The organism is Methylobacterium fujisawaense, assembly GCF_039619325.1.
Taxonomy (GTDB): domain Bacteria; phylum Pseudomonadota; class Alphaproteobacteria; order Rhizobiales; family Beijerinckiaceae; genus Methylobacterium; species Methylobacterium fujisawaense.
In genome coordinates this window covers 5190712-5215773 of record NZ_CP155000.1, presented here as the reverse complement: position 1 = coordinate 5215773, position 25062 = coordinate 5190712, and the positions used below count along the sequence as shown (strand labels likewise).

Below are 25062 nucleotides of genomic sequence, written 5' to 3'. Positions count from 1 at the left end.
GGCGCGTCGACTTCAAGGCATCTGCAGCGGTGCATGCTTGAACCAGAGACCCGTCCGGTCCAGCACCGATGCCCCCGTCGGAGGCTTATGGTCGGCAATCCTATGCTCACCCACGTTCACGACGATGACGCCGACGTTCCAGAGGCTCAGGGTCTGAGCTTCGCGGTAGAAGAAATCCGCATGCTCCGGATCGGGAAACACAGCCCAGAACTGTGTGAAGAAGGTCGCCTCGGTAGCGACCTGCAGGACGCGCCTCATCACCAGCTCGCGCTGCGAGGGACCGGCGAGGGCATAGCAATCGATGCCGTCGACGCGCTGGATCCGACCTTGGTGGCGCGTGACCATCAGGAAATCCGGATTGGCATACCGCGATGGATGGCTCATCCGGCCGATGCTCCGACCGATTTCGAATTCAAAGAACGGCGTCGTCTGAAGTAGCTCCAGGGTCGTCTCTTGGAAGCGGCGCGCGGCGCGCTTGCCCGCCACCATCGGCGCGTAGCTTCTGGGCGCGTTCTCACGAAGGCGCTGATAGGTCGCGAGCAAATCCGGATAGCTTGGTCGGATCCATTCGCGCCGAAACACCTTGAGCGCGGTCTCGGGCTCGAAATTATGGATGCGCATGGCTGTCTCCAGATGCGAAAACCGCATGCTGGACAGGATCTCGGCATCCTTGAGCTGTCCCTCGGCGACCAGACGTCGGACGAACTGCGCGACGCGGGTCATGCGCCGGATCTGGTTCGTGGTGTAGCCTGAGCGATCGGCGGCGATCTGGACCCAGGGGCGCCCGTCCGAACCGCCGAGGCTCTGTGCCTCCAGGCTGAGCAAGGCATCGGCAACCTGGAGCCAGGGCACCTTCCGGGCGCGGGCTTCGGTCAGAAGAGTGAGCTGAGGCGGGTCGGTAACCATGGCATCGGGCGCTGGGTTGACGCAGAAGTTAGCACAGCAGTAAATTATAGGCGAGCGGTCTGGTACCGGCCTCGGCGTTGTCCGAGCGCCGGGACATCGAGGCCGCTTGGACCGATCACATAAATCTAATGCAGTGCTAATATGTGATCCTTCCTTCTCTCGCCTCCCAGCCAGAAAGCAGCCCATGCCCGATCCCGCCGAGAACCCCCCACCGCAGTTCGCCCCGGCCGACATCCTCACCTGGCTCTGCGACCGTCTCTCGCCAGTCCAGCAGCGCAGCATGCTGCGCGCGATGATCGCGCGTTCCAACGCGCTGCTGGAGCCCGGCGTCCCACCGGACCAGACGGCCACCCGCGTCCTGGAAATCACCCCCCAAAGTGGCGTGCCCTTCACCTTCGCGGTCGGCGTGCAGGTCCAGGACCGCGACGCGCTCCAAGCCGTGCAGCAGGGATCGATCAGCGGATCGCTCAGCATGAGGCCCGCGATCTGGCTCGATGCGACGGGCGAGGTGCCGATCGTCCACGTCGGCGCAGTCTGCCTGATCGCCGGACAGACCGTGGCCACGCTGGTGGCGAGTCCCGAGTGCCTGACGATCGAGATCGCGTCGCACGCCTTCGATCGCACCCTCGATCTGGATGAGATCGATGGCTAGCGGAGCCGGACGGTCGGGGCCTTCGCCCCGACCGTAACGCCAGGATCTGCATCCTCGCGAACGCGCGCATTCCCGATGGCCGGCACGGAAACCCGTCAGCGTCGCCACCTCCTGCAGATCCGGTTGACGGCGGAAGAGGCTGCCCGGATCGCGGATGCGGCTGATCGGGCCGGGCTGACCGCGGCCTCGTTCGCGCGTGAGCGTTTGCTCGAAGGCAGGCTCCCGCGCTCGGTCCGCCAACCTCCGGTCGATCGCACGCGGCTGGGCCAGCTCCTGGCTCTGGCGGGCCAGATCGCCGAAGATCTCCGCGGCTTGGTCCGGAGGCCGCTGGACCCGGGCCACAGACCGATCGACCCCGGTGCCATCGAAGCCTGTCTCGACACCCTTCGGGATCTTCGCGATGGCGTCATCACGGCCCTGGGTCGCGAGCCCTGACCCTCGACGAGGGCGATCTCGGGGGGATGGAACGGGGGCGCCAGCCCCCTTCCCAAGTCTCGCGCGGTATGACCGCGCATGGCTTGCCCCTCTCCTTCTTTCCGCCAGCCCACAGTAACGCCCGCTCCGACGCGAACGAAAAGACAAGTGGCATCAGATACTTGCTGCATGTGTCACGGATCTGCTAGTATCCTGTGACGTAGTTGTGACGTCACAGGATGACCGCTCTCACCGACACGATCATGGCACTCGCAGCGCGGCTCCAGCAGGATGGATCCCTCCTGTACCTGCAGGCTCGTATCCGGGGCGAGCTCGACACGATCGAGGGCATCCTCGCCCAGGGCATGTCCCTGCGGAAACTGGCCGATGCGCTGGCGGCGGCAGGTGTGCGCCAGCGGGGGAACCACCCATTGGGCTACGGCCACCTGCGCCAGCTCGTGACCCGGGCGCGAAATGCTGCGGTGATGACGGAACGATCCTCGGCGCCGTCGACGCATGACCCCACGAGCGCGCTTCCGACGGCCTCGGGTCGTCGGAAGCGGGTCGCGACAGAGAGCTCGCGAGGCACGGGTGTCGAGACCGGCGCGACGCACGCCGAAAGTTTCTTCACGCATCGCCAGCGTCGACAAGCGGCCAAGGCGGCAGAAGCCGCTCGTCGCCCGGACTTCGAGGAGATCTTAAAGCCCAAGCTGTCGAGGCGGTGAACCGCCGGGTCCGATCAGCATGGGGGCATCGCAGATGTGTCCCAGAACGCACGCTGAGGAGCTCGGGCTGAGCATCACCACGGTGACGCTTGGCGGGCGTCGGGTCGGGATCAGTCCGTCCGTCGTGCAGACGGTCGATCGTGTCACGTTTGCTCCCGCCAACATCCGTTCGGATGTGCAACCTGGAGAGGTCCGCTTGCCGGCTGCTAACGAGGTACAAGCTGACAGCAGCTCAGGGTGGTTTTGCGACCTTCCGCTTACGAGTGGCGATCTATCGGTAATTACTCACGGGGTGGATCGGTCGGCGGCGGAACGCCCACCGCTGCGCGGCTTGCCGGGACGAGCTTGCCTCTTGCGCGGGTCGGATTTCGCTGATTCCCTGGCGGGATGGGCCGCAGCGAACTGGAACGGCTGAGCCGCGAGGAGCTGATCGAATTGGTGCTGCGGCTGCAGCGGCCAGAGAAGACCTCGCGCACCTCGTCCAAGCCGCCCGCGACGGATCGCAAGGAGCAGCGGGAGCACTCTAAGCCCGGCGGCGCCAAGCCCGGTCACGAGGGTCACAGCCGGGTGCTGAGCGATGATCCCGATACGATCGTCCAGCATCGTCCCGAGGCGTGTGCGTGCTGCGGCGCCAGCCTGCACGCCGCACTTCCGGCAGAGATCGTCAGCGTCTCTGAGCAAATCGAGCTGCCCGCGGTGGCGCCGATCGTGACGCAGCACCGCCGGCTCGCGGTCCGGTGCCCGAGCTGCGGGGAGCGGGTCGTCGCACCGGTGCCGCAGGCGGCGCGCGGCACGCCCTTCGGCCCACGGCTGCATGCGGTGGCGACGTACCTCAAGACCTTTCAGGCGCTCTCGTACGAACGGCTGCAGGCGGCGCTGTGTAGGGCGGTGACAAAACCATCCACTGGAGCGTCGGCGTCGTGCTGATGCGGGCGGCGTAAAAGCCGGCCAGTGGAGAAGCTTCTCTTTCGAGAGGAGCCGGGGATGTTCGCCGTGGAAGTTTACGCGGCCGTTCGGCAGTTCGTGTTTATCGAGGGCAACTCTCGGCGTGAGGCGGCTCGAGTGTTCGGGCTGAGCCGAGAGACGATCGCCAAGATGTGCCGGTTCTCTCTGCCGCCGGGCTATACGCGCTCGAAGCCGGTCGCGAAGCCGAAGCTTGGGCCTCTTCTGCCGGTGATCACGGCCATCCTGGAGGCGGACCGGACTGCGCCGGTCAAGCAGCGGCACACGGCCAAGCGGATCTTCGAGCGTCTACGCGACGAGCACGGCTATGCCGGCGGCTACACGGTGGTGAAGGACCACGTGCGGATCTGCCGGTCGCAGGGGCGGGAGACCTTCGTGCCGCTGGTCCACCCGCCCGGCCATGCCCAGGTCGACTTCGGCGAGGCGGTGGCCACGATCGGCGGCGTGCGTCGCAAGATCCATTTCTTCTGCATGGACCTGCCGCACTCCGACGCCTGCTTCGTGAAGGCGTATCCGCGGGAGACCACCGAGGCGTTCCTCGACGGGCACGTCGCCGCCTTCGCCTTCTTCACGGGCGTGCCGCTGTCGATCCTGTACGACAACACGAAGATCGCGGTGGCCAAGATCTGCGGTGACGGGCAGCGCGAGCGCACGCGCGCCTTCACCGAGTTGGTGAGCCATTACCTGTTCCGGGATCGCTTCGGCCGTCCGGGCAGGGGCAACGACAAGGGCAAAGTCGAAGGGCTGGTCAAGTTCGCCCGGTCCAACTTCATGACCCCGGCTCCGGAGGCAGCTTCGTTCGAGGCGCTGAACGCTGATCTGGAGCGACGCTGCCGAGTCCGGCAGGATGAGTGTGCCGGTCGGTATGCCGAGCTCATCGGTACGCGGCTCGTGGCCGACCGTGCGGTCCTGCGCGCCCTGCCGGCGGTCCCGCTGGAGCCGTGCGAGAAGCGGGCTGGTCGTGTCTCCTCGACCGCGCTGGTGCGCTATCACGGCAACGACTACTCGGTGCCCACCGCCTACGGCTTCCGGAACGTGCTGGTGAAGGGCTTCGTCGACGAGGTCGTGATCCTGTGCGGCGGGATCGAGATCGCCCGGCACGAACGCAGCTACGGCACCGGCGTGTTCGTGTCCGAGCCGCTGCACTACCTCGCGCTGATCGAGACCAAGCCGAACGCCCTCGACCAAGCGGCGGCCCTCCAGGACTGGGATTTGCCCGAGGCGTTCCAGCACCTGCGCCATCTCCTGGAGGCGCGCATGGGTAACCGGGGCAAGCGCGAGTTCATCCAGGTGCTGCGCCTGATGGAGGCGATGCCCAAGGACGTGGTGGCCGCAGCCGTCACGGAGGCGATCCGGCTCGGGGCAATCGGCTTCGACGCGGTCAAGCTGATTGCGCTGGCCCGACTCGAGCACCGACCGCCCCGGCTCGACCTGGCAGCCTATCCGCACCTTCCCAGAACCACGGTGCGGACCACCGTGGCTGCCGACTATGCCGTGCTGGTGCCGGAGGTGGCCGCATGAGCCCGGCGCGCGACGAGACCACGCCGGGCGTCCTGCTGGCTCACCACCTCAAGCAGCTCAAGCTACCCACGGTGCTGCGCGAGTACGACAAGGTTGCCCGCGAGTGCGCCCAGGGCGGCCTGGACCACTCGCGCTACCTGTTGCGGCTGGTTGAACTGGAGCTGATCGACCGTGAGCGGCGCATGGTCGAGCGCCGCATCCGGGCGGCGCGCTTCCCGGCGGTGAAGAGCCTCGACACGTTCGACTTCGCCGCGATCCCGAGCCTGAACAAGATGCTCGTGCTGGAGCTGGCCCGCTGTGGCTACATCCTCGGCCGGGAGAACGTCATCGCACTTGGCAACTCGGGCACCGGCAAGACCCACATCGCCTTGGCTCTCGGCTTGGCGGCTTGCCAGAAGGGCTTCTCGGTCACGTTCACCACCGCGGCCTCGCTGGTCAACCAACTCCTGGAGGCGCGCGACGAGCGTCGTCTGCTCCGGCTTCAGCGTGAGCTGGCCGCGGTCAAGCTCCTGATCGTCGATGAACTCGGCTATGTGCCGCTGTCGTCGACGGGAGCGGAGTTGCTGTTTGAGGTCTTCTCGCAGCGCTACGAGCGCGGCTCGACCGTGGTGACCTCGAACCTCCCGTTTGAGGACTGGACGTCAGTTCTGGGCTCGGAGCGGCTGACCGGCGCGCTGCTCGACCGGCTGACCCACCACGTCAGCATCCTGAGCCTGAACGGCGACAGCTACCGCCTCAAAACTTCCCGCAGCCGGCGCGGCCGGGCCGAAGGGGCGGAGCAAAACCAGGCCACCGCCGATCCTCACGCCCCCGAGACAGGCGAGATCCCGCCGGCCTGACCCTTACGATCGGCGACGAATGAAGAAGGGGCCCGATCGGGCCCCTTCTTCATTCAGGCTGCACGTTGCCAGTGGCCTGATTTTGCTCCGCCACGGCGGCCTGGAATTGGTCCGCCCTTTACAACTAGCGCTTCGAAAATCGCGTTGCTTCGTGTACGTTTTGTCGGCGTCAGAGCACTAGTATGGGTCGCAGACGGAAGGTCCGCTTTCAAACTGGCCGCCTGCCTAGGCGTCGTAATTACCCAGGCCTGTGATGGCAGGGTTCAGGCACCGATGGTTTTGAGGATGGCGCCGAAGGGACTGCTGCCTGTGAGGCGCGCAGTGTCGACGACGGTGCGGATGGCGGCCTCGCCCTCGGCCGCCCACATGGCGCGGTAGCCGTTGGTCACCTTCCGCTGCACGACAGCCGGACGCAGGAGCCGCTCGGAGCCGTTGTTGGTCGGCTCGACCTTTCCGGGATAGGCGAGGAAGACCAGGAGCTGATCGCGGGCGCGGCTGATCTTGGCCTGTAGGTCGCGGCTCAGATCACAGCGGCTCGACGTGGCGAGGATGGCACCCAGTTGCCGATCCAGGCTGCGGCGCTTGGCCGAGAGCGTCGCGGCGGCCAAGTCGGTGACGCGCCCGGCCAGGGCGAACACGCGCTGCAGCCAGAGTTGCAGACGCCAGGGCACGGGATCGTCGCTGGCCTCGACGGCGTAGGCAACATCGCGCGCCAGATGCGCCAGGCAGGTCTGGTGCTCATCCGCATGGCCCTGCTGGGCGGTGTAGCGGTCGGAGATCCACACCGCGGGCCGATGCCCGTCCATCATCTCGTGCACCACGACAGCGCCGCGCGTCGGCGAAGCCGTGTGCACCACCGCGTCGGCTGAGTGGAACAGCCAGTGGTAAGCGTTCGAGCCCTCGATGCGCACGCCAGTCTCGTCGCAGGCGACGACCTCAGCCTTGCGCAGGGTCGCGATGGCCGCGTCGCGACCAGGACGGAAGCGGTCCTGCGCGCGCCGGAGCAGGTTCATCAGCCCGCCCTGGCTGAGGGTGAGGCCGAACAGATCGGAGAGCGCCGCCTGCAGCCGTTCGTACGAGAGCGCCTGAAAGGTCTTGAGGTACGTCGCCACCGCATGCAGCCGTGGGCCGAAGGGCGTGCCGCGCGCCGCCTGCGGCACCGGTGCGACGACCCGCTCCCCGCAGCTCGGGCACCGGACCGCGAGCCGGCGGTGCTGCGTCACGATCGGCGCCACCGCGGGCAGCTCGATTTGCTCAGAGACGCTGACGATCTCTGCCGGAAGTGCGGCGTGCAGGCTGGCGCCGCAGCACGCACACGCCTCGGGACGATGCTGGACGATCGTATCGGGATCATCGCTCAGCACCCGGCTGTGACCCTCGTGACCGGGCTTGGCGCCGCCGGGCTTAGAGTGCTCCCGCTGCTCCTTGCGATCCGTCGCGGGCGGCTTGGACGAGGTGCGCGAGGTCTTCTCTGGCCGCTGCAGCCGCAGCACCAATTCGATCAGCTCCTCGCGGCTCAGCCGTTCCAGTTCGCTGCGGCCCATCCCGCCAGGGAATCAGCGAAATCCGACCCGCGCAAGAGGCAAGCTCGTCCCGGCAAGCCGCGCAGCGGTGGGCGTTCCGCCGCCGACCGATCCACCCCGTTCCCGGTAGGGACGCTCCTTGCGGAGCGCCCCCCGGACAGATCCGTACGTGCGGGATTCCCGCATACGGCTCCTACCTCGGGTGTTTGACGGCGAAGCGGACGTTGGGCCAGGGATGACGGATGCGGGGTGGTGGGAGCCAGTCGCCGACCAGCCTCGCCATACGGTCCCACGTGAGTGCATCCTTCTGGCTGCGCCGCCGGAGCGTGCGTCGCCAGAGGTCGCCCACCCAATGCCGGAACGCCGAGAGCGCCCGGCTGTTGGTCGGCACCGCATAATAGGCAAAGTGGCCGGTGAGCACCTGCTTCAGCCAAGCTCCCTGGATCGGGATCGGCTGATGCATGCGTCGCCGAAGCTCCTCCTTCAGCTCCCTGAGCTTGGCACGTCTCCGATCAGCCCGGGTGATCCTCCTGAGGAGGAACTGCCCCTTACGGGACCGGCCGCAGATGTGCGTGAACCCGAGGAAGTCGAAGGTCTCCGGTTTGGTCAGGCCCCGGCTCGATCGGCGTGCAGCCGCATGGCGGCCGAACTCGATCAGTCGGGTCTTGTCCGGGTTGAGCTTCAGGGCGAACGCTTCCAACCGCGCCTGCATCGCCTGCTGGAAGCGGTGGGCGTCGTCCTCGCGTTCGAAGCCGACGATCTGGTCGTCGGCATAACGCACCACGATCATCGCCCCCCGGGCCTCCCGCCGTCGCCAGCGCTCGGCCCAGAGATCGAAGACGTAGTGCAGGTAGACGTTGGCCAGGAGCGGCGAGATCACCGATCCTTGCCCCGTCCCCCTGTCGTCGACGGTGACGATCCCGTCCTCCAGCACCCCCGCCTTCATCCATCTCTGGATCAGGCGGAGGATGCGCCGATCACCGATGCGGTGCTCCAGGAAGCGGATCATCCATCTCTGGTCGATCGCCCCGAAGAAGTTCTCCACGTCGGCGTCCAGGATGTGGTTCACCTTGCGTCTGTCGATCGCCACCGCCAGGGCGTCGAGCGCATCGTGCGGTCCTCGTCCGGGCCGGAACCCGTAGGAGAACCCGAGGAAGTCTTCCTCGTAGATGGCGCTCAGCACCATGGCGGTCGCACCCTGGACGATCTTGTCCTCCAGCGCGGCGATCGCCAGCGGCCTCTGCCGGCCGTCCGCCTTCGGTATATACGTCCGGCGGGACGGTTGCGGGCGATAGCCTCCCCCATGGACCCGGTCGTGGAGATCTGCGAGCCGAAGCTCGATCCCCACCTCGTAGTCCTCCCACGTCACGCCATCCACGCCCGCGGCGGCCCGGCGCTTGAGCGCCAGGAACGCCGCCCGGAGCATGTCGACGTCGATGTGGTGAAAGAGCGCGGTGAACCGTTCCGTTCTCCCATGCTTTGCCGCTTGCCGTACGCGTTCCAGCGCCTGTGTCACGCCAGCCCGGCCCTGGGTCCGGAGCGTGCTTTGCCGGTTCGCGTTCCCCTCGGTTCCCGGCCTTGGCTCCACCGGCTCCGCCCCCGGCTGCCCGGGTTTGTTCGTCGGCTTCACAGCTACTATGCCGGGATCAGACTTCTCCCGATCGTTCATTAGCGGCTTCGGCTCCTCGCCTTCCCGCCACGGACCGATCCGCCACGACGGCCATCGGCCGATCGGGAGATCTCCCGGTTCCCGAACAAGGAACGTCCGCACATGCCAGGGTCTGCGACCACGCCGGGTCGGACAGGCACTCGCGATGACGCGCCTGTCCGTGTTGCCTTCCGACTACCCAACGCCGTCGGCACCCGGGAGATGTAACTTTCGTGGCTCGATAGCTGGCCTATGCGCTCCCCTGCCGACGCTTCGCCGACGCCCTCACGGACGCCGACGCACGGCTCAGGGCCGATGCGGTTCGCTACACCTTCATCGTGATGGACTTCCACCATCTGTTCCTTGCCGGTCTCCCGGCGCACTGAGTAATTACTAGGCGTCGCCTCTTAGCATTACAGTTGCGTTCTTGACGATGTTCTGACTCATTGCGTCACCATGATTCGCACATCATGGACCTCGGGGACCTCAATCGAGGCGACGCTGGAGCTCTGGGCCTCGTCCCTGCGTGACGTGAAGGGTCGTATGCGGCCCCTGTTCACCCAGGAGCGGGTCGCCGCCTCGGCCGGGGCATTTTTGGACGGGCTGCTCGGCGCGGAGCGGCGCAAGACCGGTTGGATGCGGGCGGAAGCCGCGGGCGACCCCGGGCCCTGGCGTCAGCAGGCCGTGCTCGGGCGCGGGCGCTGGGATGCGGATGCGTTGCGCGACGTGGTGCGGGACTATGCCCTGGAGACCCTGGCCGATCCGGACGCAGTCCTGGTCCTCGACGAGACAGGTTTCCTCAAGCAAGGCAAAGCTTCGTGCGGCGTGCATCGCCAGTACACCGGCTCGGCCGGCAAGATCACGAACTGCCAGATCGGCGTGTTCGCGGCCTACGCCTCGCGGCACGGTCACGCGTTCATCGATCGGGCCTTGTACCTGCCCAAGACCTGGACCTCGGATCCGGCCCGATTGGCCGCCGCCCACGTGCCGGAGGGGACGGGCTTCTCGACCAAGCCGGGCTTGGCCCTGGCGATGATCGAGCGAGCGATCACCGCCGGCGTGCCGTTTTCCTGGGTGGCGGCCGACACTGTGTACGGGGTCGGCGACATCGAGATGGCGCTGCGGCGCGCGGGCAAGGGCTACGTGCTCGGGGTCAAGACCGATCACATGTTCAACTCCTGGGCCGGCAAGCCGCCGGTGGCTGGCACTGCCGAGGCGATCGCCGACGGCCTCGCTCCGTCGGCCTGGACACGTCTGTCGGCGGGCGAGGGCACGAAGGGCGCGCGGCTGTACGATTGGGCCTATTGCGAACTGGCCGACCTCGACGGCGCCGACGACGACCAGGACGGCCTGTGGACGCGGGGGCTCCTGATCCGGCGCAGCCTGGCTGACGGCGAGCGGGCGTACTTCACGACGTGGTGCCCGGCCGGCACACCGATCGCGACCTTGGTGGCGGTCGAGGGACGGCGCTGGGCGATCGAGGATGCGTTCGAGACCGCCAAGACCGAGCTTGGGCTCGCCCACAACGAGACCCGCTCCTGGCACGGCTGGCACCGGCACGTCAGCCTGGTGATGCTGGCCTTCGCGTTGCTGGCGGTGATCCGCCATCACGCCAACGCGACGCCCCCAAAAAGCCGAGCCCGGCCGAGGCTACGCGATCCCTGATCCGCTGGTCGGTCCAGGAGATCCGCCGCATCGCCGTGCGGCTGGCGCAGCGGCGCATCCAGCCCGCCCACGTCATCGCGTGGTCGCTCTGGCGACGGGCACATCAGGCGGCCGCCCGAAACGCCCATCTCAAACGCCGCGCCTCAGACGCCAAACCGCATCGACGCCGTAAGACCGGCACGACAAGCCGCAAACAGAAAAGCCACAAAACGCAACTGTAATGTTAGCGTACGTTTTCAGACATCCTTCACGACGCCCGTAGCATGGCCTTGCGCGGCTGTGGAACGCGTTCCATATAGTGTTTGGAACATGGAGGGTCACGTGAGCTACGATGACGTCAAACGGGCCGCGATGGCCCTGCTGGAGGCCGGCCAAGAGCCTTCGGTTCGCAGCGTCCTGATCACCCTCGGAACCGGCCGCAACATGGGCACGGTGTCACGAGATCTGCGGCGCTGGCGGCAGGAGACGCTGCTCGCCCTGCAGAACCTCGAGATCGACGGGATGGAGGAGGACGAGGATCGTCACACCATCGCGATCGGCGACACCCTATCCGCCGTGGACGGCGCGGAGCCGGTGGCAGCCATCACGGTGAACGACGTCGTCGGTCAGCTGACGCTGGAAACGCTGCGCGCGATCGTCGCCGGGCACCGCGCCGATCGTGTCTACGGGCCGTTCTTCGAGGCCCTGCCGGCCAATGGCGGCGGTGTCATCTGGACCATTCCGTTCCACGGCCCGGTGAAGGTCCGCATCTCCCCGGAGCAGCGGGACTGGATCGTCAAGAAAGTCCTCTGGCTGCTGCACTCGGAGAACAAGTGATGGCCGTCGTCCTCATCGGCGGGGATCGCGGCGGGACCGGAAAAGATCTCGTCAGCGAGGGCAGCTACCTGGCGGCGCTGAAGCGCGGCCAGGTTCCCAGCCTCTACGAGGTCGAGACCTCCCGGCGCCTGGGCGTGTTGTACCCGGAGACCCATTTCATCGATGCCGGCGTACCGACCGCCGAGGACATCTACCGCAATCCCGACGCACTGCTGGCCCCCCTCGATGAGGCCGCCTCGCGCTGGGCTGGAGACGCGCTGGCGATCGTCAACCTTGGTGCGAACGTCACGAGCGGCCTGCTGAGCTGGGCGGAAACCAACGGCCGCCATACCTTCGGCACCGGGGAGCGTCTGTGCTTTGCCATCGTGCTGACGATGAACAGGCACGCCCTCGCGTCGGGTCTGAGCAACCTCTACGACGTCGGCAGGCATTTTCCGGCAGCGCGCCGGATCGCGGTCCTCAACGAATTTATCGCCCCCTTCGTCGAGGGCGATCAGATCATCGCGCGCCAGCTCGAACAGGCGCGCGGTGAAGGCCCCCCGATCGAGACCGTACGGCTGCGGCGCATGGTGGCGCCCGCGTGGGGACATCTCCAGAATTTGGGGCCCCTGACCCAGGTGGCGCAGATGCCGCCCGAGGAACTCATCGGCCTCGGTCTGCCCGCCGGCCCCGCCATCCGCTCCCTGGCACTCTTGGAGCGCTGGCTCGACGAGGATCTGATCGGCCCGCTCGATGCCCTGCTGCCCGAGGTGACCGAGGCGTCCAGGCCCCGGCCGAAGCGCAAAGTGTCGGAGGCGTGAACATGAGCGCAGGAACCTCCTCTGAGGGCCCTCAGGAGGCGCGCTGGCGGGCTTGGTCGGCCGATTGTCGGAAGCGTCTCCTTCGCCTTCCCGTGAACGAGCTCGCTCGGAAAATGCGCCTTCCAGCCTTCCTCGATCTGACCCCGGTAGATCAAGCCGCGCTCTGGGCATCGATCGAGCGCAGCGGGCCCGTCGCCGAGGTCGCGACCCTCACGGCAGAGGGTGTGGCCGAGCTATCGCCTCAGGAACAGGAGACGCTCGCCCATCGCGCCGTTGCTCAGCTGAAAGGCTTGCCGGTCCCGGACCCCGGTCGACCGACGATACCGAAGCGCGTCTACCGGCATCCAGATCCGATCGAACCGGCCAAGCACAGCGTGCGGTTCTCCATATCCGACCAGTCGCCGCGTGGTCTGACCCTGTGGCTTCTCGCGATCACCAGCGTCTGGGCAGCCGCCATCCTGGTGGCCGGCCTGGCCATCCTGCAACGCTTCACGGTTGGAGGTTAATCGTGGCCCGACGACATCCCACGGTCCGGGTTCGCTCACCCTGGCCGGCGTTCTGGACCGGCGCCACTCTGCTGGCTCTCAGCACGTCGGCGAGTTTCGGTGTGGCGTTCGGTCTGATGCCGCCGAGGGCCTGGGGAACGGAGTCACTCCAGACGCGGCTGCGCCTCGGCTGGAGCAGCCTACCCGGTGCTTACGGAGCTCTCAACGAGGTGGTGGCGCGAGGCTATCGGGCGGCCGGGTTCGGCGTCGGGGAAACGCGTGCGAGATCCGTCGTGTTTTCGACCGCGGGCGATCAGTCGGACAGCCTTCTCGGTCGCTGGAGCCTCGTCATCCTCTGCTCCGGTCTCATGACGCTGCCGACGGCTCTCCGGGTCCGGACGCGGACACCGCTCCGGCATCGAGCGGTCCATGTCAGTGGCGGGCAGCGTTTCGAGTACGCCGACGCGACCCGGTACGCCGCCACCCGCTTTGCCGACGATCTGGCCATCGACAACCCGGGCCTGGCACTGACCGCCGATCTAGTCCTGCCGCGCAAGCGCGAAACCGACGGCATCCTGGCGATCGGCCGCTCCGGCTCGGGCAAGACGGTCCTGATCAACACGGTGCTGATGCAGGCCCGCGCACGTGGCGACCGGATCATCCTGCACGACACCAAGGGCGACGTCGTCGAGACGTGGCCCGATGCACAGTTCTATCTGCTGACGACCGGCGACCGGCGCTCCTGGGCCTGGGATCTCGCGGCCGATCTCGGTGGAGAAGAGGACGCGATCCGCGCCTTCTGGGCCATCCTGATGCCGGCCGACGGACGCGAACCGATCTGGGCGCTCGGGGCCCGTGAAGTCGGTGTCGGCGTGATCAAGGGTCTCTACGCCGCGCATGGCGCCTTCTGGGGCTGGTCGGACCTGGCCGACATCCTCGAAGGGGAGGATGCTGTCAGGCGACACGGCAAACTGACCCCCTGACGCCATGAGGATCTGACCCCCTCGATGAGCGAGGAGGTCGAGATGATCAGGAACGAGGCTCAGGCTCTGACGCGGATGGACGATCCGTGGAGGGCCGAGATGAAGACGCCGGACGACGTGTCGGCGATGATGCGGCTGCAGGCGCTCGGCTGGGGCGCGAAGCGGATCGCAGCCGAGCTTGGCTGTTCGAAGAACACGGTGAAGCAGTGGCTGCGACGGGGGGATTGGCGCCCCTGCGCGACGCCCTCGCGCTCGAAGCAGCTCGACGGCTTGGCGGACTGGCTGGTCGAACGCTTCCGGCAGCATGCGGGCAACGCCGACGTCGTGCGCCAGGATCTGGCGACCGAGAAGGGCATCCACGTCAGCCTGCGCACGGTGGAGCGGGCGGTCGCGCCGTTGCGGCGGGATCTGGTGATCGCCGCGCGGGCGAGCGTGCGGTTCGAGACGCGGCCGGGCGAGCAGATGCAAATCGACTTTGGCGAACGGCGCGTCGAGATCGGCGGCGTGCCGACTCGGGTCTCCCTGTTCGTAGCGACGCTCGGCTACTCGCGCCGCCTGCACGTGCGTGCCTTCGGCCACGAACGGCAGGAGGACTGGTTCGCCGGGCTGGAGAGCGCTTTCCGGGCTTTCGGCGGCGTGCCACACGAGGTGTTGCTCGACAACGCTCGCGCCCTGGTCTTGCACCACGACCCTGTGAGCCGCGAGGTCGTCCTGCACCCGCGCCTGCACGCCTTCTCCCGCCACTGGGGCTTCCGGGTGCGGGCCTGCGCCCCGTACCGGGCGCGCACGAAGGGCAAGGACGAGCGCGGCGTCGGCTACGTCAAGAACAATGCCGTGGCCGGCCGCCGCTTCGCGAGCTTCGCAGCCCTGGAGGCGCATCTCGATGCCTGGACGCGGGACGTCGCCGACCGGCGCGTGCACGGCACGACCGGCGAGGCGCCGGGCGAGCGGTTCGCCCGCGACGAGGCTCGGGCGCTACGGCCGCTCGCGGGCGTGCCGCCGTTTTCCGCCGCGCGCGATCTCGTGCGCCGGGTCGGAGCGGACTGCGCGGTTGCGGTCGACGGCAACGCTTACTCGGTACCCTGGCGGCTGATCGGTGAGCGGGTGCGGGTCACCGTGAGCGGAGCGGTGGTGCGCGTCCACCACGGCGGACGGGAGGTCGCCGCGCATGCCGAACTGAAGGGACGTCACGGCCGTGCGGTCGACGACGCTCATCTGGCCGGGCTCGTGGGTAGCCGTGAGCGACCGGCTCATCGGCGCGACCCGCCTCCTCTCGTGGCGACGCCGGAACTGCTGCGTCCGCTCGCCGAGTACGAGGCTGTCGCCGGGGGAGGCTTCTGATGAGCGAGGAACACGATCACCTCACCGTACTGCTCGACCGCCTGAAGCTGACGGCCATGCGTGACCAACTCGACAGCCTGATCGACGAGGCCGGCCGGGGCGAACTGACGATCCGCGAGGCGCTGACGCTGTTCTGCGAGCGGGAGATCGCCCGGCGCGATCAGCGGCGCATCGACATGGCCTTCGGGCTGGCCCGCTTCCCGTTCGTGCGCGACCTGACCGGCTTCGACTTCGGCGCACAGCCCTCGTTGGACAAGGCGCAGATCCGCGAGATCGCCACCGGCCGCTTCATCGCCAACGGTGAGGCGGTGCTGCTCCTCGGACCACCCGGGGTGGGCAAGACGCATCTGGCGGTGGCGATCGGGCGTGCGGCGATCGTGGCCGGCTACGGCGTGTTGTTCACCCCAGCCACGACGCTCGTGGCGCAGTTGGCCAAGGCGCACGCCGAGGGGCGGCTGGAGGAGCGGCTGACGCACTATGCCAAGCCGAAGCTGCTGATCATCGATGAGCTCGGCTACCTGCCGTTCGAGCCGGATGCCGCGCACCTGTTCTTCCAGCTCGTCAGTCGCCGCTACGAGCGCGGCGCGATGCTGGTGACCTCGAACCGGGCGGTGGGCGAGTGGGGCAGCGTGTTCGGGGACGCGGTGGTGGCCACCGCCATCCTCGACCGGCTGCTGCACCATAGCCACGTCGTCACCATCCGCGGTGACAGCTACCGCCTGCGCGAGAAGCGTCGCAGCGGACTTCTACAGAGGGCCGCTATCGTCCCCAACCCCACGCCCGTCTAGGCGAGGAAACCGGCATGGGGGTCAGATCCTCGTGACGCGAAGGGGTCAGTTCCGGTTGTCGCTTGAAAGCTGTTCTGCGTGAAGCAGAGGACCCGCGGGGGACGGTTCTGGCGCGTGTAAGTGAGGGCCTCCTCGGGATCGATCTCCACGAAATCCCTAGAGACGAGAGCCTTGTCTTCCTCACCGGCAGACGGAGGGACGAGGTATGACGGACGTCATGGAAGCGGACCTGAGCAGCGAAGACTCAATCGAGCCGGTCACCATAGATCATATTGTACCTGACGATCTTGAGGTCGGGGCTTTCATTATCTACGAAGGAAGGCCGTTTAGTTTCCTTCATAAAGATGAAGGGTGTGCGCCACTTATTTTCAAATCCGAAACCGGCCCTCCTCGGCTGATTGAGCTGCTGCCGACCGAATATATTCACAAAATTGCGCTCGGCGAAATAAAAAGGCCTGGTAGAAAAAACATCGCCGGACTAAATGCAGAGCCTGAGTCGTATAGGCATGACGAGAAATTTGAGGCGCTTCCTAAAAAAGCGCGAGAAGTTGCAGGATTGAAGGATTTATATGTCGAAGAGTTTGCGCGCAGGATCCGAGACGCCGAAGAACGAGGTGAGAGGTTCGCGCGAAACGAAACGAATGCATTGATTGTTCGCGAAATCGTAGATGCTGCTCTACCAAAGGACGTTCATCCACCGGCCATGCGATCGGCCCGCAGCATTTTGCGTTGGTTGCAGAGATCGGAGCTTAAGAAGGGCTCTCCGATGGCGAACGTCCACGGCAACTACCAACGTCCATACAACCGTAAAATATCCCAACGTGTGCTGGACCTTATTGCCACGATCATTCGTGAACAAGCCGACACTCTACCTCATGCCTTGCGGCCAGGTATTATCCGCGGTCAAGTAAACACCAAAATTAAAGAAATAAATTTGGAGGAGAGTCTCCAAATACCGCCAGTAAGAACAACAACTGTGACTTCAGAGTTCAATCGTTACGACGGATGGATACGGCTTGCAGCTACAAAGGGTAAACATGCGGCGGACTTGGAATTCGGTGCCGTCGGAAAACTCGTCCGGCCAACACGTATCAATCAGCATTGGGAGCTTGACCATCACTCGATCGACCTCATCCCCATTTTAGGAAGCACAGAACTCGGGCAAATGTTGTCAAAATCGGCGTTAGGCAGATTGGACATAACTTTAGCGATAGACGTTTACTCGGGCTATCCCGTTGGATTCTACCCGTCTTTCGAAGGTACTGGTCTGCTGCCTTCTTTGATGTGCATTGCTCATGGCGTTCAGGAAAAGACCTACGTGGCTCAACGCTTCCCGCATATCAGCGGCTCACTGCTCGCACATGGCAAGCCTACCAAGGTCCGGTTCGATCGCGCACGGGAGTACGTCGGCAGACAGATGGCGAGATCTCTCCGCAGAGTTGGAATTGGCTTCGAGCTGGCGCGACCCAGATTTCCAGACGATAAACCATACATTGAACGATTTTTTGGAACGCTCGAGAATGATTTCGTCTCTTGGCTTAAAGGAAGAACCGGATCAAGCCCTCGTGACAGGGGTGCTGCAAACCCCGCGAAGGAGGCGGCTATTGAACTAGATGATTTCGTTGCGCTTCTGCACGAATATTTTATCACTGTTTACGCTCGCAGACCCCAAAGAGGTCTTGATTGGGAAACCCCGGAGCAACGCTGGCTGCGAGGTCTGCGAAACTATAAGCCTAGGCTTCTGACTCCTGATGAACAAGCTCGCGTAGACGTTCTTGCCTCCATTGAGGTAAAGGTGAACGCTGGCCGGGAGGGGATACAGTGGCGCAACAAGCATTATCAATCCCCGGAGCTTCAGAGCATCCGCCGTACGTCGGGTAATTTCGGAGTTCGCAAAAACTCTATGACTCCGCTGATTGGCAGAATTTCACTACGAGACGTCGGCGTTATATTCGTGTCCGTTCCTAATACTGATACTCCCTCAGAGATTGCTGTTCCCTGTACCGCAGCGGCAGCACACGGCAGGACTGTTTGGCAGGACGAAGTTGTACAGGCGCTTCTTCGCCAGAAGAAAAAGAATCCGCAATCGAAGATCGACTATGAGGATGGATTTTCGGCGCTGTTCCGCCGGTCGATTGGATGCATGGGCATCAAAACCGACAAAGCCTCGAAGCTTGGTTCATCTCGCGGTGCAGTTACCGCTGCACGATTTACCGGCGTGATGGTCGACGGCGTATGTAAACATGCTTTGACGCGTCTGGTTCGTGACGGCACTGCGCTTGATCTGTTCGGCCAATTGGCGGCGCAAGATAAAAGCCAGGCGGTCTGCGAAGAAAATATAAATGCAATAAATACGGATGATGAGGACATCGTCGATATCTACGATGACATGCCTGCCGATGAAATAGATATGAGCGATCTCCTCGGTGAGGAGGATTGAGGTGGCAATATTCCCTCACGAGCTTCCGCACAAGAAGCGGCTGGATTACATAGACAGGATCTTTATACGGCATGATGCGATCAAGATCGCCGCACAGGCTCTCCAGCACCTCACGTTCGCTCCGAATCGGCGCAGGGAAGGATCCGTAGGATATATACGCGGATATTCACGTTGCGGCAAAAGCGAAATTCTAAAACGTCACATCGAAGAACTTACTGGCACACAGGTCGGAAAGGGGCTTCAGCGGCTCATCGAAGGCAACGGCCATTTGATCGTTTACCTCGAGCTTTCTGCCGGGGAAACACCGCTAGGTGTTGCGACCCGATGGTTGCGCCTCTTCGAGGATTTGCGTGTGAGCGCACGGGGCCGCAGGTATGAGCCGCCCCTACGTGAGCGTGACGCGATTCAGCGCGCTATAGATATTTCCAATGACAACAACGTCACGCTTGTCGCGCTCGACGAGTACCAGAATTTGTTCAGAAGTGGATCTTCTGCGGCAGTCGATGCAGCCAGAAGTATGCTCATAACCATGCAGAATGCAGCAACGTTTCCGATCGCAATCACCGGTTCTCCGCTCCTAGAGGAATTGTTCTCGCGACATGAGGCAGTTAAGGAACGTGCGGGTCCAAGAGTACTCTTAAAGCCGCTGCCGTTCCGTGCGCGGAAAGAACAAATTGCGTTCGCTAGTGTAATTAAAAAATTTGAAGACAAGCTACCGTTCTTGCAGAAGCCGGGATTGTCGACGAAGGATTGGTTACAGTCGACATTTTTTGCAACGCGCGGCCGTCTTGGGCGGCTCACCCTGCTCACTCGCGCTGCGACTGATTTGGCATTCGCCGATTGCGCTGAGGGAACGATGCCTTCGACGTTGTCTATCAAGCATTTAAATCAAGCTTTCGATCTACTTCATGGCGACGATCCTACAATGAATGGCGTAAATCCTTGGGTCAAAGATTTCCAACTTCCCAATATTCCGCTGTCGGTCGAGGACGCAATGCGCATCAATTTGGACGATAGGAAGCGACGCAAAGGAAGGACGCTTTACGATGAGTGACGTGCCTCCTTCAGCGGCGCGGCTGCGTCGAACCGTACAAGCACAACCTGGGGAGGACCTAAGAAGTGTAGTCGTGCGCTACGCTCGGATAAAACGTATATCGGTCGAGATGCTTCTGCGTTTTGGCCTGCAGGTAGACGCGAATAGCTTAGCTTCTGTCCCGCTTCGCAGATACCAACTCGAGACGTTTGCGGACCTTGCGGGTCTCGAGCTGCAAAAGCTTGCAAATGATGCATTTGCCGAAGGTAAGAACGGCTTTGAGCTTTTCGGTCAGGACGCTGGCTTGGACGTCATCGAGCCACATCGGCGGCGAGTGGCACCCGGCATGCTCAAATCGGATGGTATTCCCTGGATCAGGGCGCACTGGCAAGTCGCCTGCCTTCCATGCGATCCGGACACTGGGGAATGTTTTGTTCAAATCTGTCCTACATGTCAGAAGTCGCTTTCTTGGGTAGGAATCGAGAGTGTCTATCTGTGTCAAAACTGCGCTATCGATTTGCGTATGGTCGCGCCCCGGTACGCCTCAGAGAGGAAACAGGAGTTGGCCAAGCTAATGGTCGGCGTGCTGCGTCGCGACGCGAACGCCCTCACGCAGTTGCCGGCCATAATTGCGCATTCAACTGCCCGCGAGCAACTCGCCTTCTTCTCGGTTCTCGCCAGTCTATCCTTCATTGTCGCAGGCCGTATCTTGCCACATGGGGCATTTGCAACTTTCCGCGGCCTTGAGCTTGCGCTCGAATATCCCTCTTGTCTCGATGGCATAATCGCAGATATAGTCCGGTCTCATGAAGAATGTAGCATTAAATTGGGCTGGTTTGCGGCGTTCATGGAAGTACGTTGTCGAGTAAAATTGCTCCCTTCCGGAAAGCTTAAGCGATCGATGGAGAGGCGTATCTTTAGAATTATGGGAATTGACGAGAAAAACTACATGGTTGTTCGCAGGGTCAGGCCTGATTTTTCTTCGGAATCTTGGCGATCAATTTCCTTTAAATACCAGAGTTTCCTGAGAGGCGTCCCAGCCAATCGTGAACCGGAATCATTGCCCGTGGGCGTAATCGATATGCCGGGCCCATTTCAGTCTTGATTTTTTCAACAATTTCGAGTTCTGCGACTCTCCTGAGGCAGGACTCGGCTTCGTCTTTTCCTAATATCTCTCGTTCGATGTCGCGCATCGTCTTGTAATCATCCGAGATGAATTCCAGCAGGAGTCTCACTCCTGGGTGGTACAATGCCTTGAAAAACAGATCTTCCCGCGCAAGTTGAGAGATCATGTTGCATTGTGGACGGCCGGATGCGTCGTCGAAAATATTAAGCTTGCTCGTATTTTGATTTGAGGGTTCCGCGCGAGTGCTACGGCGGGGCGGCTGCGCGGGTGATGCCCTTTCCATGTCCCACTCCCTCGAAATCAGTCTCTCAACTGCTGCAACATCAGGTGCGGAGTCGTGATGTGAACAGGCTCGCCGCGCCGAATCCATATGTCCGAAATCTGGCTAGAGCGTGCGTAGCTACAGCTGTTTAACCGTTCTGCGCTCGGTGTCTATCGGTCGGTTCAATAAAGCTGGCTTTCACCCTGTCAATGAGGAGCTATCGTGCGGTCGATCCAGTGTCAGAATATTTGTTCGAACTGCTTTTTGGTGTCAATTCGCCGGCATTCGGTGACAGAATAAGAGTGTCGTCGGCGGTGAGATCGCTTGAGAGCTCAGATTATTTCGGTGCCAATTTATTCCGAGCCCGACACGGGCTTCGCACAGGCCGCCATCGTCGGCCGGTTCGAGGCCGGACCCGCCGCGATCCGGGTCGAGGCTTGAAGGGGGGGCGATGCCACCTCGTGACGCGCTCGCCGCTCCGATGCTGCGCGACAAGGTGCACGGAGCGTCCTCGGCGTTCACGTCCTAGTGCAGTGACGCGGACAGAGGATTCACGCGTCCGATGAGACGTGCGAGTCTGGGCCATGGCTCAGACGGTCTGTGTGCTTCTCGATGCGAGCGATGCGGCACGACTGGTTGCGATCGCCAGCGACCGCTCCCGCCCGCTCAAACATACCCAGCGTGCCCGCATCGTCCTGCTCTCGGCCGAGCGCTTTTGTGTCCAGGACGTCGCCCGGCGGGCGGGCGTCAGCCGCCCGGCCGTGTGGCGCTGGCAGCGGCGCTACGCCGAGGCTGGCGTCGAAGGTCTGCTGCGCGACAAGACGCGCCCGCCCGGCACGCCGCCCCATTCAACCGAGACGGTGGCCGAGGTACTGGCGCTGACCTGCTCGGAGCCGCCGGGCGAGGTCACCCACTGGACCGGCCGGGCCGTGGCCCGCGCGGTCGGGATCTCGTTGCGTGCCGTGCAGCGGATCTGGGAGGCTCACCGCCTCCAGCCGCATCGGCTGCGCACGTTCAAGCGCTCGCGCGACCCCGCTTTCGCCGCCAAGGTCGAAGATGTCGTCGGCCTCTACATGGCCCCACCCGCCCACGCGGTGGTGCTGTCCATCGACGAGAAGAGCCAGATCCAGGCGCTGGAGCGGACGCGCCCCGACCGTCCGCCTGCCCCCGGCCATCCTGCCGCCCAGACCCACGACTATACCCGTCACGGCACCACGACGCTCTTTGCGGCCCTCGACGTCCTGGCGGGCACCGTGCTCGGCCGCTGCATGCAGCGCCACCGGAACGGTGAGTTCATCCGGTTCCTCAACGCCGTCGAATCTGCTGTCCCGTCCGGCAAGGCGATCCACGCGATCCTCGACAACGTCGCTACCCACAAACATCCGAAGGTGCGCGCCTGGCTCGCCCGGCACCCGCGCTGGACGTTCCACTTCACCCCGACTTCGGCCTCGTGGCTCAACGCGGTCGAGGGCTTCTTCTCAGCGCTGACCCGTCGTCGGCTGCGGCGAGGCTCCTTCACCGGCGTCGTCGATCTGCAGGCGGCGATCAAACGCTACATCGCCGAGCACAACCAGCGCGCCAGACCCTTCGTCTGGACAAAGCCCGCCACCGATATCCTCGAAGCCGTCGGCCGATCCCCTGAACCATCCGTCTGAGTCAGTGCACTAGAGCCTGCTGCGCAAGGCGGGCAACGCGGCCTCGACACCGTGCCGAACCGGTGGTCGTCGCGGGCTTGATCGATCGGCCCGAGCGGGTGATAGAGGCCCTATGCGCGGGGGCCGTCGCGTTCACGGTCGGCACGGCAGTGTTGGATGGCGTCTTCCAGGCCCAATCGTCCGCGCTCGCCGACCAGTTCGAGGCCATCCGGGCTGCGCTCGCGGCCGCGTGGGGCTGCAACAAGAGCCCTCCACAGCAAGGAGCGACATCATGGACAAGGTCAACCTCGCGAAGGCGTTCAGCACGTTCTCGGACCACTGGAGCCCCAAGATCGCCGGCGACCTGGGCGACTTTCAGGTCAAGCTCGCCAAGTTTAGGGGTTCCTTTCACTGGCACCAGCACGACCAGGAGGACGAACTCTTCCTCGTCGTCGAGGGTCGGTTGCGAATGAGCTTCCGCGACCGGCCGGCGCTTGATCTCGATCCGGGCGAGTTCATCATCGTCCCTCACGGGACCGAGCACTTGCCGGAGGCGCTCACCGACGAGTGCCATGTCGTGCTGTTGGAGCCGAACACCACGCTGAACACCGGCAACGTCGAGAATGAGCACACCATTCGCGAGCTCGGCCGGGTCGCCTGATGGGGCACGACCCGCATTCGGTCGAGGATCTCTGGGCGCTGCTGCCGCAACTGCGTGCGGCGCGCTGGGGGACCTGGCGCATGCCTTCGACGTGGACATTCTCCACCGCTCGAGCTTCGCCCCGGCGCAGCGGACGGTGATCTACCACCAAGATCCCGGCGTGGGCAGCAAGAAACACGGCTTCCTTGCCGAGGAGTGGCGATTGCAGGGCCAGTGGGGCGCGCATGTCGACCCGCCAGCTCAGTTCGTGCGGGTCCCCCGCTTCCTGCATCGGATAGCGGTGCAGAGCTGGTCTTTCCGCTCGTCGTGTCGATCATCGGCGAGCACACGGTAACCGATCCGGATTACCGTGCGAGGCTTGAGGATGTCCGAGCCTGGGAAGGACACAACGGACCCATGCCGGCGGGCGCCTTCGTCGCGCCGCGGACCGACTGGTCGCGTCGCTGGCCCAGCCAGGAGGGCATGCTGAACCGGCATGTGGCCGGCATGTGCCACTTCCCGGCTGGAGCCGCGACGTTCCTGCCTACGTGCATGAGGAACGAGACATCACCGCTTCCGGGTATGACACCACCGATACCGACCCGGACGTGATCGTCAGCGGAGGCGCCGTGTTCTTGGAAGCCTACGCTCTCGGATTGCCCCGCCGGCAGGTCGAGCTGACGGTCAATCTCGATCAGGTGCACATGTGCGGCTGTCTGCCGGTCGCGAGTTGGCCAAAGATGAAGCAGAGCGCGGGCTTTCCCGCACGGATTTTCGCCCTAATGCCGGCCGCCGGCGATAGCGACCTGCCAAATCGAGCCGGCCGGTCCGCGGAGGACGTGGGGCTGAGCCCCGCTCGGATCGGATGACGCTTTGGCTCGTCGGGCTGGAAGCACCGTGCGATCGGGAGGCCGGCTTGAAGCCACCCCGATTGATCTCGTATCGTTGCATATCGCGCTTCAGGTCAACGAGCTTGGAAGCATTCGGTGCGCCGCCGAGGTACTCGGATCGCCGGCGTCCGTAGTGAGCCGTCGAATTCGTGCGCTCGAGGACACGCTGCCGGTTTCGCTGTTCGATGGGTCGGCTCGTGGCGTAGAGCCGACGATCGCCGGGCATCGGCTGCGGAGTGCTGCACGGTCCATCATCGTCGATTCCGAACACACGGTTCGTTCCGCACTCGCCCTCGACATAGATCGAATGGGATCGCTTCGGGGAGCTGGTCGCAGCCATCGCCGCGGGACAAGCGTGTCAGCTTCTCGACGCGTACAGCCCGACTCATGCAAGTATCGACAACGACCATACGGACGGCCTACTTGGGTTCAGACTTGATCACGGTCCGCCAACTTCGCCAATGCTCGGCGAAGCGAGCCCGCATTTGCCTCGCCGAGACGAGCCAAACACTCCGCCTGCATGTGCTCCCACAGTGGAACGGTTTCGTCGAGACGGGCACGGCCCACCTCTGTTAGGTGAACGCGCCGGGCACGCCGATCGTCCGGATCGGGTTCGATCGTGATCAACCCACGCCGCTCGAGCAGCTTGATGTTGGCCGTGAGCGTGCTTTTATCGAGGGCAAGCTCATCGGCCAATTCACGCATCGTCGGTCCGTCAGCACAGGCGAGCACGGTGAGAAGTGTGAACTGCCAGTTCGAAAGACCGACGGCTCGGAACGCCGCGTCGAACTCGCGCCCGATCACGCGGGCGGCGCGCTGGACGGCGACGCAGATGCATGCCTGCTCGATGGCTGCAGCCGCGACGGGGGTCAGCTTGAAGGACGAGGGCACGTCGTGGTTCCAAACGGAAGCTGGTTCTAGGATATAGATCGAGCGAGCGCTCATGCGAGCCGCCGAGCCGGACCTCC

24 protein-coding genes and 1 pseudogene are annotated in these 25062 nt (G+C 64.2%); 21 read left to right on the top strand and 4 right to left on the bottom strand.

What is annotated here, in order from left to right:
- Positions 1 to 12 precede the first annotated feature (12 nt).
- On the bottom strand, positions 13 to 906 hold the full coding sequence (locus ABC766_RS24725; protein WP_345819732.1) for a hypothetical protein: 894 nt from the start codon (positions 904 to 906) through the stop codon (positions 13 to 15).
- A 184-nt stretch (positions 907 to 1090) separates the two neighbouring features.
- Here ABC766_RS24725 and ABC766_RS24720 point away from each other — a divergent pair, with 184 nt between their 5' ends.
- The 6 genes and pseudogenes from ABC766_RS24720 to istB (ABC766_RS24700) all read left to right on the top strand — a co-directional run bounded on the left by ABC766_RS24720 (position 1091) and on the right by istB (ABC766_RS24700) (position 6020).
- Positions 1091 to 1558, top strand: coding sequence for a hypothetical protein (locus tag ABC766_RS24720; protein ID WP_286964728.1), 468 nt, complete (start codon positions 1091 to 1093; stop codon positions 1556 to 1558).
- Positions 1559 to 1633: 75 nt separating this feature from the next.
- A complete protein-coding gene (locus ABC766_RS34045) occupies positions 1634 to 1993 on the top strand; it encodes a plasmid mobilization protein (protein WP_427902264.1) in 360 nt (119 codons plus the stop codon).
- Positions 1994 to 2211: 218 nt separating this feature from the next.
- A complete protein-coding gene (locus ABC766_RS24715; protein ID WP_286964730.1) occupies positions 2212 to 2697 on the top strand; it encodes a hypothetical protein in 486 nt (161 codons plus the stop codon).
- A 387-nt stretch (positions 2698 to 3084) separates the two neighbouring features.
- Positions 3085 to 3576: pseudogene (locus ABC766_RS24710) on the top strand (IS66 family transposase zinc-finger binding domain-containing protein); the annotation flags it as partial.
- Between the two features lie 105 nt (positions 3577 to 3681).
- Positions 3682 to 5181: an IS21 family transposase gene (gene istA, locus ABC766_RS24705; RefSeq protein ID WP_345819731.1), complete on the top strand. Its 1500-nt coding sequence runs from the start codon at positions 3682 to 3684 to the stop codon at positions 5179 to 5181.
- The gene (gene istB / locus ABC766_RS24700) at positions 5178 to 6020 is read left to right on the top strand and encodes an IS21-like element helper ATPase IstB (protein ID WP_345819730.1); all 843 of its coding nucleotides are present in this window, start codon (positions 5178 to 5180) and stop codon (positions 6018 to 6020) included. The genes istA (ABC766_RS24705) and istB (ABC766_RS24700) overlap by 4 nt, the downstream gene beginning before the upstream one ends.
- Before the next feature lie 263 nt (positions 6021 to 6283).
- On the opposite strand, the gene tnpC is transcribed toward istB (ABC766_RS24700), so the two are convergent.
- Both tnpC and ltrA read right to left on the bottom strand, forming a co-directional pair.
- Positions 6284 to 7564, bottom strand: coding sequence for an IS66 family transposase (tnpC, locus tag ABC766_RS24695; protein WP_345819729.1), 1281 nt, complete (start codon positions 7562 to 7564; stop codon positions 6284 to 6286).
- A gap of 172 nt (positions 7565 to 7736) precedes the next feature.
- The gene (gene ltrA, locus ABC766_RS24690; protein WP_345819728.1) at positions 7737 to 8969 is read right to left on the bottom strand and encodes a group II intron reverse transcriptase/maturase; all 1233 of its coding nucleotides are present in this window, start codon (positions 8967 to 8969) and stop codon (positions 7737 to 7739) included.
- A 678-nt stretch (positions 8970 to 9647) separates the two neighbouring features.
- Here ltrA and ABC766_RS24685 point away from each other — a divergent pair.
- From ABC766_RS24685 to ABC766_RS34035, 15 genes are all read left to right on the top strand, one after another.
- On the top strand, positions 9648 to 10856 hold the full coding sequence (locus ABC766_RS24685; protein ID WP_286964676.1) for an IS701 family transposase: 1209 nt from the start codon (positions 9648 to 9650) through the stop codon (positions 10854 to 10856).
- Positions 10857 to 11177: 321 nt separating this feature from the next.
- On the top strand, positions 11178 to 11672 hold the full coding sequence (locus ABC766_RS24680) for a DNA-binding protein (protein ID WP_345819726.1): 495 nt from the start codon (positions 11178 to 11180) through the stop codon (positions 11670 to 11672).
- Positions 11672 to 12472: a hypothetical protein gene (locus ABC766_RS24675; protein ID WP_286964678.1), complete on the top strand. Its 801-nt coding sequence runs from the start codon at positions 11672 to 11674 to the stop codon at positions 12470 to 12472. Before ABC766_RS24680 ends, ABC766_RS24675 begins: the two co-directional genes overlap by 1 nt.
- Positions 12473 to 12585: 113 nt before the next feature.
- On the top strand, positions 12586 to 12978 hold the full coding sequence (locus tag ABC766_RS24670; protein ID WP_286964679.1) for a hypothetical protein: 393 nt from the start codon (positions 12586 to 12588) through the stop codon (positions 12976 to 12978).
- 272 nt (positions 12979 to 13250) lie between these two features.
- Positions 13251 to 13940, top strand: coding sequence for a type IV secretion system DNA-binding domain-containing protein (locus tag ABC766_RS24665; protein WP_345819725.1), 690 nt, complete (start codon positions 13251 to 13253; stop codon positions 13938 to 13940).
- Positions 13941 to 13982: 42 nt separating this feature from the next.
- Positions 13983 to 15281 carry an IS21 family transposase gene (gene istA / locus ABC766_RS24660; protein WP_427902312.1) on the top strand — a complete coding sequence of 433 codons (1299 nt, stop codon included), beginning with the start codon at positions 13983 to 13985 and terminating at the stop codon, positions 15279 to 15281.
- The gene (gene istB / locus ABC766_RS24655) at positions 15281 to 16069 is read left to right on the top strand and encodes an IS21-like element helper ATPase IstB (protein ID WP_127991182.1); all 789 of its coding nucleotides are present in this window, start codon (positions 15281 to 15283) and stop codon (positions 16067 to 16069) included. The genes istA (ABC766_RS24660) and istB (ABC766_RS24655) overlap by 1 nt, the downstream gene beginning before the upstream one ends.
- 205 nt (positions 16070 to 16274) lie before the next feature.
- Positions 16275 to 18509: a DDE-type integrase/transposase/recombinase gene (locus ABC766_RS24650; RefSeq protein WP_081948797.1), complete on the top strand. Its 2235-nt coding sequence runs from the start codon at positions 16275 to 16277 to the stop codon at positions 18507 to 18509.
- Between the two features lies 1 nt (position 18510).
- Positions 18511 to 19563 carry an AAA family ATPase gene (locus ABC766_RS24645; RefSeq protein WP_179696867.1) on the top strand — a complete coding sequence of 351 codons (1053 nt, stop codon included), beginning with the start codon at positions 18511 to 18513 and terminating at the stop codon, positions 19561 to 19563.
- Positions 19556 to 20647, top strand: coding sequence for a hypothetical protein (locus ABC766_RS24640; protein ID WP_139239620.1), 1092 nt, complete (start codon positions 19556 to 19558; stop codon positions 20645 to 20647). The genes ABC766_RS24645 and ABC766_RS24640 overlap by 8 nt, the downstream gene beginning before the upstream one ends.
- An 867-nt stretch (positions 20648 to 21514) precedes the next feature.
- Entirely contained in the window at positions 21515 to 22585 is a 1071-nt protein-coding gene (locus ABC766_RS24635; RefSeq protein WP_170867530.1) for an IS630 family transposase, read from the top strand.
- A gap of 271 nt (positions 22586 to 22856) precedes the next feature.
- Positions 22857 to 23225, top strand: coding sequence for a cupin domain-containing protein (locus tag ABC766_RS24630; protein ID WP_059408428.1), 369 nt, complete (start codon positions 22857 to 22859; stop codon positions 23223 to 23225).
- Between the two features lie 54 nt (positions 23226 to 23279).
- Positions 23280 to 23816, top strand: coding sequence for a cyclase family protein (locus tag ABC766_RS34040; RefSeq protein WP_353806844.1), 537 nt, complete (start codon positions 23280 to 23282; stop codon positions 23814 to 23816).
- Positions 23714 to 24073 (top strand): hypothetical protein, encoded by a 360-nt coding sequence (locus tag ABC766_RS24625; protein WP_179696548.1) that lies wholly within the window; start codon positions 23714 to 23716, stop codon positions 24071 to 24073. The genes ABC766_RS34040 and ABC766_RS24625 overlap by 103 nt, the downstream gene beginning before the upstream one ends.
- Positions 24074 to 24101: 28 nt before the next feature.
- Positions 24102 to 24533, top strand: a complete 432-nt coding sequence (locus ABC766_RS34035; protein ID WP_179239981.1) for a LysR family transcriptional regulator — start codon at positions 24102 to 24104, stop codon at positions 24531 to 24533.
- Here the strand turns inward: ABC766_RS34035 and ABC766_RS24620 are convergent.
- Entirely contained in the window at positions 24524 to 25039 is a 516-nt protein-coding gene (locus ABC766_RS24620) for a MarR family winged helix-turn-helix transcriptional regulator (protein ID WP_081948528.1), read from the bottom strand. The two genes, ABC766_RS34035 and ABC766_RS24620, sit on opposite strands and share 10 nt — an antisense overlap.
- Between the last annotated feature and the right edge of the window lie 23 nt (positions 25040 to 25062).

Bases quoted from the DNA above. Each gene is read 5' to 3' on its own strand.
- istB (WP_345819730.1), top strand. From the start codon at position 5,178: ATGAGCCCGGCGCGCGACGAGACCACGCCGGGCGTCCTGCTGGCTCAC.
- ABC766_RS24620 (WP_081948528.1), bottom strand. From the start codon at position 25,039: ATGAGCGCTCGCTCGATCTATATCCTAGAACCAGCTTCCGTTTGGAAC.
- ABC766_RS24630 (WP_059408428.1), top strand. From the start codon at position 22,857: ATGGACAAGGTCAACCTCGCGAAGGCGTTCAGCACGTTCTCGGACCAC.
- ABC766_RS24670 (WP_286964679.1), top strand. From the start codon at position 12,586: ATGCGCCTTCCAGCCTTCCTCGATCTGACCCCGGTAGATCAAGCCGCG.
- ABC766_RS24650 (WP_081948797.1), top strand. From the start codon at position 16,275: ATGACGGACGTCATGGAAGCGGACCTGAGCAGCGAAGACTCAATCGAG.
- istA (WP_427902312.1), top strand. From the start codon at position 13,983: ATGATCAGGAACGAGGCTCAGGCTCTGACGCGGATGGACGATCCGTGG.
- istB (WP_127991182.1), top strand. From the start codon at position 15,281: ATGAGCGAGGAACACGATCACCTCACCGTACTGCTCGACCGCCTGAAG.
- ltrA (WP_345819728.1), bottom strand. From the start codon at position 8,969: ATGCTCCGGGCGGCGTTCCTGGCGCTCAAGCGCCGGGCCGCCGCGGGC.
- ABC766_RS24640 (WP_139239620.1), top strand. From the start codon at position 19,556: ATGAGTGACGTGCCTCCTTCAGCGGCGCGGCTGCGTCGAACCGTACAA.
- tnpC (WP_345819729.1), bottom strand. From the start codon at position 7,564: ATGGGCCGCAGCGAACTGGAACGGCTGAGCCGCGAGGAGCTGATCGAA.
- ABC766_RS24675 (WP_286964678.1), top strand. From the start codon at position 11,672: ATGGCCGTCGTCCTCATCGGCGGGGATCGCGGCGGGACCGGAAAAGAT.
- ABC766_RS24720 (WP_286964728.1), top strand. From the start codon at position 1,091: ATGCCCGATCCCGCCGAGAACCCCCCACCGCAGTTCGCCCCGGCCGAC.
- ABC766_RS24715 (WP_286964730.1), top strand. From the start codon at position 2,212: ATGACCGCTCTCACCGACACGATCATGGCACTCGCAGCGCGGCTCCAG.
- ABC766_RS34045 (WP_427902264.1), top strand. From the start codon at position 1,634: ATGGCCGGCACGGAAACCCGTCAGCGTCGCCACCTCCTGCAGATCCGG.
- ABC766_RS24635 (WP_170867530.1), top strand. From the start codon at position 21,515: ATGGCTCAGACGGTCTGTGTGCTTCTCGATGCGAGCGATGCGGCACGA.
- istA (WP_345819731.1), top strand. From the start codon at position 3,682: ATGTTCGCCGTGGAAGTTTACGCGGCCGTTCGGCAGTTCGTGTTTATC.
- ABC766_RS24685 (WP_286964676.1), top strand. From the start codon at position 9,648: ATGATTCGCACATCATGGACCTCGGGGACCTCAATCGAGGCGACGCTG.
- ABC766_RS24725 (WP_345819732.1), bottom strand. From the start codon at position 906: ATGGTTACCGACCCGCCTCAGCTCACTCTTCTGACCGAAGCCCGCGCC.